This window comes from Citrobacter sp. S46_ASV_140, assembly GCF_018919545.1.
Lineage (GTDB): Bacteria > Pseudomonadota > Gammaproteobacteria > Enterobacterales > Enterobacteriaceae > Citrobacter > Citrobacter braakii.
In genome coordinates, this window is record NZ_JAHLRC010000163.1 from 1 (window position 1) to 6,384 (window position 6,384).

Genomic DNA, 6,384 nt, shown 5'->3' on the forward strand with positions numbered 1-6,384 from the left:
GGCCGCCATACTGCGTAAATTAAGATGTTTTTTCATAAGCGCAAAAATAAAAATGCCCGGAGATACCGGGCTTAAAGAGATGAACCGTCATACCAGACGGTTACCGGGTACAAACCATTCCCGGCGCGAATTAAGCAGATCCTGCGCGCTCATGGCTTTTTTACCGGCAGGTTGCAAAGAGACGAGATTCAGGATGCCGTCGCCCGTTGCGACCTGGATACCCTGTTTTGTCGCCTCAAGAATAGTGCCTGGTGCGGCCTGTGTGTTCGCTGTAATAACCGTAGCTTGCCAGACTTTCACTGGCTGGCCGTCGATTTCAAGCCAGCTCATTGGCCACGGGTTAAAGGCGCGGATGCAGCGTTCCAACTGAGCGGCTGAAAGCGACCAGTCGATACGGGCCTCTTCTTTGCTGAGTTTTTCTGCATGCGTAACCAGTGATTCATCTTGTACAACGGGTTTTATGGTGCTAGCCGCCAGCTGTTTTAGCGTTTCAATCAGCCCCTGAGGCCCTAAATCTGCCAGCTTATCGTATAACGAACCGCTGGTATCTTCTGCAGTTATCGGGCAGGACAGCTTAAGCAACATATCACCGGTGTCGAGGCCAACATCCATCTGCATGATGGTCACACCAGTTTCGGCGTCGCCTGCCCACAGTGAGCGCTGGATTGGGGCTGCGCCACGCCAGCGTGGAAGCAGGGAACCGTGAACGTTGATACAACCCAGACGCGGCATTTCCAGTACGGCTTTTGGCAGTATCAGGCCATATGCTACCACTACCATCACGTCTGCGCGTAAATCAGCAACCAGCTGCTGGTTTTCCTGAGGACGAAGAGAGACGGGTTGGAAAACCGGTATCCCTTTTTCTTCCGCCAGCACTTTTACCGGGCTGGGCATCAGCTTTTTACCGCGTCCCGCCGGGCGGTCCGGTTGGGTAAACACGCCAACGACGTTATGTCCAGAAGACAACAGCGCGTCGAGATGACGCGCTGCAAAGTCAGGTGTACCCGCAAAAATAATACGTAGTGAGTCTGACACGTTGATTCTTGTCCTTAAGCTCGGGCGTTCAGGCGGTCGAGTTTTTCAACTTTCTGACGAATGCGTTGTTGCTTCAACGGAGACAGATAATCGATAAACAGTTTACCGACCAGGTGATCCATTTCATGTTGAATGCAGATAGCCAGCAGGCCATCGGCTTCCAGTTCAAAAGCTTTGCCGTTGCGATCGAGCGCACGAATTTTTACTTTCTCTGCGCGCGGTACTAACGCACGCTGTTCGGGAATAGACAGGCAGCCTTCTTCAATACCTGTTTCGCCGTCTTTTTCCAGCAGCTCTGGGTTAATGAGTACCAACTGCTCGTCGCGATTTTCAGAGACATCAATAACAATGATGCGCTGATGAATATCGACCTGAGTTGCTGCCAGACCGATACCTTCTTCGGCGTACATCGTTTCGAACATATCATCAACGATACGCTGAATTTCTGCATTCACTTCTTCGACCGGTTTTGCGACTTTGCGAAGGCGCTCGTCCGGAATATGTAACACTTGCAAAACTGACATAGTTATCCAGAGTTGTGTTCAGGAGTTGAAAAGATTATTACCTCTATTCTAGACAAAACCCCCTCTGATTGACAGCATCAGTGACCAATCGCAAAGATTGCCAGGACTGCTTGTGGCAGGGGAACAGGGATGACCAAAATCGAAATTTGGCTACGTTTAGCACAAGTGAATGAACTGTATGGTGATGAGATGGTGCGCGTTGCCCACTGGCTCAATACTCAGCCGTGTATTAACAACGTGGTACTTCATCATGCTGGGCTCTCCCCCCGCCAGGCCCGGCGCTTTTTAACCTTTCCAGATCAGACGCTGGAAAAAACGCTGCGCTGGCTTGAACAGCCCAACCATCATTTTGTGGTTGCCGACAGCGAGCATTATCCGGCACAGCTCCGTGCAATTGAGGATTATCCTGGGGTGCTTTTTGTGGCAGGAAATCCCATATGCCTTAGCTCGTTTCAGGTTGCCGTCGTCGGTAGCCGACAGCACTCCTGGTATGGCGAACGCTGGGGGCGGCTGTTTTGTGAAAAGCTTGCAGCATGCGGCGTGACGATCACCAGCGGCCTGGCCCGGGGGATTGATGGTGTGGCGCACAATGCTGCGATAAACCGAGAGGGCACGAGTATTGCGGTGCTGGGAAATGGGCTTGAGACCATTCATCCACGACAGCATGTCAGTCTGGCTAAACGACTGATTGAGGCTGGAGGCGCACTGGTGTCTGAGTTCCCATTAGATACGCTTCCTTTGCCGCGCAATTTTCCCCGACGAAATCGCATTATTAGTGGTCTAAGTAAAGGAGTCCTGGTTGTAGAAGCTGCTCAGCGTAGCGGGTCACTGGTCACTGCGCGTTGTGCACTGGAACAAGGGCGGGAGGTTTTTGCGTTGCCTGGACCGATTGGAAGTCCGGGAAGTGAAGGTCCACATTGGCTTATTCAGCAGGGAGCCACGCTTGTGACGGCCCCAGAAGAAATTCTGGAAAATTTGCAATATGGGCTGCAATGGTTGCCAGATGAACCTGAAAAATCAATTTATTCGCCAGATCACGAAGAGGTGGCATTGCCATTTCCGGAGCTCCTGGCTAACGTAGGAGATGAGGTAACACCTGTTGACGTCGTCGCTGAACGTGCCGGCCAACCTGTGCCAGAGGTAGTGGCTCAACTGCTCGAACTGGAGTTAGCAGGATGGATCGCAGCTGTACCCGGCGGCTATGTCCGATTGAGGAGGGCATGCCATGTTCGACGTACTAATGTATTTGTTTGAGACATATATCCATAACGAAGCTGAGCTGCGTGTGGATCAGGACAAACTGGAACGGGATCTTACCGACGCTGGTTTTGATCGTGAAGACATCTACAACGCGTTACTTTGGCTGGAAAAGCTTGCTGATTATCAGGATGGTCTTGCCGAACCTATGCAGCTGGCATCTGATCCTCTTTCTATACGTATTTATACCGCAGAAGAGTGCGATCGACTGGATGCAAGCTGTAGAGGGTTCCTGCTATTCCTGGAACAGATTCAGGTGCTAAACCTCGAAACACGAGAAATGGTCATTGAGCGCGTACTCGCGCTGGATACGGCAGAGTTCGATCTGGAAGACCTGAAGTGGGTGATCCTGATGGTGCTTTTCAATATTCCAGGTTGTGAAAATGCCTATCAGCAAATGGAAGAATTACTCTTTGAAGTGAATGAAGGTATGCTGCATTAATCAATCTTCATTCAGTATGAGTTGTTATGGCTAAATCAGCACTGTTTACGGTGCGTAAAAACGAGCCCTGCCCACAATGCGGGGCTGAACTGGTTATTCGTTCCGGGAAACACGGTCCGTTTCTCGGTTGTTCACACTATCCAGAATGCGATTACATCCGTCCGCTGAAATCTTCCGCGGACGGACATATTGTCAAAGTTCTGGAGGGTAAGCTTTGTCCTGCATGTGGCGCCGAGCTGGTGCTGAGACAGGGAAGATTCGGGATGTTTATTGGATGCAGCGATTATCCAACGTGTGAACACACCGAACTTATCGACAAGCCAGATGAAACAGCAATAGTCTGTCCTCAATGCCAGACTGGCCACCTGGTTCAGCGGCGTTCCCGTTATGGCAAAACGTTTTACTCCTGCGATCGCTATCCGGAGTGCCAGTTTGTCATTAACTTCAAACCGTTAGCCGGAGAGTGTCCTGAGTGCCATTATCCGCTACTCATCGAAAAGAAAACCGCGCAGGGTGTGAAGCATTTCTGTGCCAGTAAACAATGTGGAAAGCCGTTCTCGGCGGAATAAAAAAGTGAATAATAACCTGCCCACAGGCCCTATCGCTGCTGCGATAGCGGTTCTGAAACAAGAAAAAGTCATCGCCTATCCAACAGAAGCTGTATTTGGTGTCGGCTGCGATCCCGACAGCGAAACGGCTGTTACCCGTCTGTTGGAGCTAAAACAACGCCCAGTCGATAAAGGCTTAATTTTGATTGCGGCAAATTTTGACCAGCTCAAGCCCTATATTGACGATAGCACGCTTACTGATGCTCAACGTGAGGCTGTGTTCGCTCGCTGGCCTGGTCCTGTCACCTTCGTTTTCCCTGCGCCTGTGACTACGCCTCGTTGGTTGACCGGTCGTTTTGACTCGCTGGCCGTGCGAGTCACCGATCATCCGCTGGTGGTTGCATTGTGCCAGGCTTATGGCAAACCGTTAGTCTCCACCAGTGCTAATTTGAGTGGCTTACCGCCTTGCAGAACGGTAGAGGAAGTCCGCGCGCAGTTTGGTACAGACTTTCCCGTAGTTGAAGGGGAGACCGGAGGGCGTTTGAATCCTTCGGAGATCCGTGATGCTCTGACCGGTGAACAGTTTCGACAGGGGTAATATGAAAGAAGCCTATGCTGTTTTTGGTAATCCGATAGCGCACAGTAAATCGCCCTTTATTCATCAGCAATTTGCAGAGCAGTTGAAAATTGATCATTCCTATGGACGTGTACTGGCGCCTATCAATGATTTTGTGAATACGCTGAATGCCTTTTTTGCTGAGGGTGGGAAGGGGGCAAATGTCACTGTGCCTTTTAAAGAAGAGGCGTTTGCGCGTGCCGATGAATTAACGGAGCGGGCATCGCTTGCTGGAGCGGTCAACACTCTTAAACGACTTGAGGATGGGCGTTTACTGGGAGATAACACGGATGGTATCGGCTTATTAAGCGATCTTGAACGTTTATCTTTCATTCGCCCCGGATCACGAGTTCTGTTGATTGGTGCCGGTGGCGCATCCCGTGGGGTTTTATTACCTCTTCTTTCTCTGGATTGTGCGGTAACCATCGTTAACCGTACTGCTTCGCGCGCAGAAGAACTGGCACAAATCTTCTCCCATACCGGCAGTGTGCAGGCGGTGGGAATGGACGAGCTTGATAATTACAGTTTTGATTTAATTATTAATGCGACATCCAGCGGAATTAGCGGTGAGGTACCAGCCATTCCGACATCGCTTATTCACTCCTCTGTCTATTGCTATGACATGTTTTATCAGCATGGGAATACACCGTTCCTTTCCTGGTGTGCTGAACATGGGGCGAAACAGTATGCCGATGGTCTGGGGATGCTGGTGGGACAAGCAGCGCACGCCGTTTTACTCTGGCATGGTGTATTGCCACAGATTGAGCCCGTCATCAAAAGCATGCAACAGGAAATGTCGGCATGAATCAGGCGATCCAGTTTCCCGATCGAGAAGAATGGCGGACGGATATTAGCGCCGTTGTTTTCCCGGCGTTGGTCCATGGTATGCAGTTAACATGCGCTATATCAGGGGAGACGTTGGCGTCCCGCTTTGGCGGCTGCACGCCTGAACAATGGCTGGAAACCTTTCAACAGCATCGCTGGGACCTGGAAGAAGAGGCCGAAGCATTGATCCAGGACCAGCAGGAAAACTCTCAGGGTTGGGTTTGGTTACTCTGATTTAAATACTCATCTTTCCATTTAACGTAGTTGTTAGCAGAGTATTTTAAGCCTGCTTTCTCTTCGTCACTTAATGGCCGGATCTGTTTAACCGGACTACCCAGGTACAGATATCCACTCTCCAGGCGTTTGTTTTGCGGCACCAGGCTTCCTGCCCCAATCATAACGTCGTCTTCTACCACTACGCCGTCCAGTAAAATTGATCCCATACCGACCAATACGCGGTTGCCAATGATGCAGCCGTGTAGCATGACTTTATGACCGACCGTCACATCCTCACCCACGATCAATGGATTACCTTGCGGATTAGATGTGGATTTATGTGTGACATGGAGAACGCTGCCGTCCTGAATGTTTGTACGGGCGCCGATTTGTACATAGTTGACGTCGCCACGAATCGCAACCAGCGGCCAAATCCCGACGTCATCAGCCAAACGAGTATCACCAATGACGACGCTACTGGTGTCGATCATCACGCGTTTTCCGATCTGTGGGAAAAGATCCTTATAAGGACGTAATACATCAGACATGTTTACCTCAACAAAAATAGAGCAGTAATGAAGACTTTGGTTGGATTATCGAGACTGTGCAAGTGATTTAGCTATCAAAAATCAGCCAAATTGCGCAGGAATATAGCGAAAGGGGTGAAAAACAAGCACTCAGCAAAAAAGATCCAAAAAATACTTGTGCTAAAAAATGGGATCCCTATAATGCGCCTCCATCGACACGGCGGATGTGAATCACTTCACGCAAACAGCCGGTTCGGTTGAAGAGAAAAACCTGAAAATGAGGGTTGACTCTGAAAGAGGAAAGCGTAATATACGCCACCTCGCGACAGAGCGCTAAAGCGCGTCGCAACTGCTCTTTAACAATTTATCAGACAATCTGTGTGGGCACTCGAAG

9 protein-coding genes are annotated in these 6,384 nt (G+C 50.2%); 6 read left to right on the forward strand and 3 right to left on the reverse strand.

Annotation, left to right across the window (positions count from 1 at the left end; translation table 11 throughout):
- Positions 1-87: 87 nt before the first annotated feature.
- The gene (gene fmt / locus KQJ19_RS21600) at positions 88-1,035 is read right to left on the reverse strand and encodes a methionyl-tRNA formyltransferase (RefSeq protein WP_200047536.1); all 948 of its coding nucleotides are present in this window, start codon (positions 1,033-1,035) and stop codon (positions 88-90) included.
- 14 nt (positions 1,036-1,049) lie between these two features.
- Entirely contained in the window at positions 1,050-1,559 is a 510-nt protein-coding gene (gene def / locus KQJ19_RS21605; protein ID WP_049281752.1) for a peptide deformylase, read from the reverse strand.
- Positions 1,560-1,688: 129 nt separating this feature from the next.
- On the opposite strand from def, the gene dprA reads away from it, so the two are divergent.
- The 6 genes from dprA to KQJ19_RS21635 are packed head-to-tail and all read left to right on the forward strand — an operon-like array spanning position 1,689 to position 5,481.
- Positions 1,689-2,813 (forward strand): DNA-protecting protein DprA, encoded by a 1,125-nt coding sequence (dprA, locus tag KQJ19_RS21610; protein WP_047358918.1) that lies wholly within the window; start codon positions 1,689-1,691, stop codon positions 2,811-2,813.
- Positions 2,785-3,258, forward strand: coding sequence for a DUF494 family protein Smg (gene smg, locus KQJ19_RS21615; protein WP_003031162.1), 474 nt, complete (start codon positions 2,785-2,787; stop codon positions 3,256-3,258). The genes dprA and smg overlap by 29 nt, the downstream gene beginning before the upstream one ends.
- A gap of 26 nt (positions 3,259-3,284) precedes the next feature.
- A complete protein-coding gene (locus KQJ19_RS21620; RefSeq protein WP_016154737.1) occupies positions 3,285-3,827 on the forward strand; it encodes a type I DNA topoisomerase in 543 nt (180 codons plus the stop codon).
- Between the two features lie 4 nt (positions 3,828-3,831).
- Positions 3,832-4,404 (forward strand): L-threonylcarbamoyladenylate synthase type 1 TsaC, encoded by a 573-nt coding sequence (gene tsaC / locus KQJ19_RS21625; RefSeq protein WP_047408256.1) that lies wholly within the window; start codon positions 3,832-3,834, stop codon positions 4,402-4,404.
- A 1-nt stretch (position 4,405) separates the two neighbouring features.
- The gene (gene aroE / locus KQJ19_RS21630; RefSeq protein WP_216404117.1) at positions 4,406-5,227 is read left to right on the forward strand and encodes a shikimate dehydrogenase; all 822 of its coding nucleotides are present in this window, start codon (positions 4,406-4,408) and stop codon (positions 5,225-5,227) included.
- Positions 5,224-5,481 carry a DUF1488 domain-containing protein gene (locus tag KQJ19_RS21635; RefSeq protein ID WP_101701259.1) on the forward strand — a complete coding sequence of 86 codons (258 nt, stop codon included), beginning with the start codon at positions 5,224-5,226 and terminating at the stop codon, positions 5,479-5,481. Before aroE ends, KQJ19_RS21635 begins: the two co-directional genes overlap by 4 nt.
- Here KQJ19_RS21635 and KQJ19_RS21640 read toward each other — a convergent pair.
- Positions 5,457-6,011, reverse strand: a complete 555-nt coding sequence (locus KQJ19_RS21640; RefSeq protein ID WP_046274602.1) for a gamma carbonic anhydrase family protein — start codon at positions 6,009-6,011, stop codon at positions 5,457-5,459. The genes KQJ19_RS21635 and KQJ19_RS21640 overlap by 25 nt on opposite strands.
- Positions 6,012-6,384 lie beyond the last annotated feature (373 nt).

Coding starts and splice junctions, on each gene's coding strand:
- def (WP_049281752.1), bottom strand. CDS start 1,559: ATGTCAGTTTTGCAAGTGTTACATATTCCGGACGAGCGCCTTCGCAAA.
- dprA (WP_047358918.1), top strand. CDS start 1,689: ATGACCAAAATCGAAATTTGGCTACGTTTAGCACAAGTGAATGAACTG.
- smg (WP_003031162.1), top strand. CDS start 2,785: ATGTTCGACGTACTAATGTATTTGTTTGAGACATATATCCATAACGAA.
- KQJ19_RS21620 (WP_016154737.1), top strand. CDS start 3,285: ATGGCTAAATCAGCACTGTTTACGGTGCGTAAAAACGAGCCCTGCCCA.
- aroE (WP_216404117.1), top strand. CDS start 4,406: ATGAAAGAAGCCTATGCTGTTTTTGGTAATCCGATAGCGCACAGTAAA.
- KQJ19_RS21635 (WP_101701259.1), top strand. CDS start 5,224: ATGAATCAGGCGATCCAGTTTCCCGATCGAGAAGAATGGCGGACGGAT.
- KQJ19_RS21640 (WP_046274602.1), bottom strand. CDS start 6,011: ATGTCTGATGTATTACGTCCTTATAAGGATCTTTTCCCACAGATCGGA.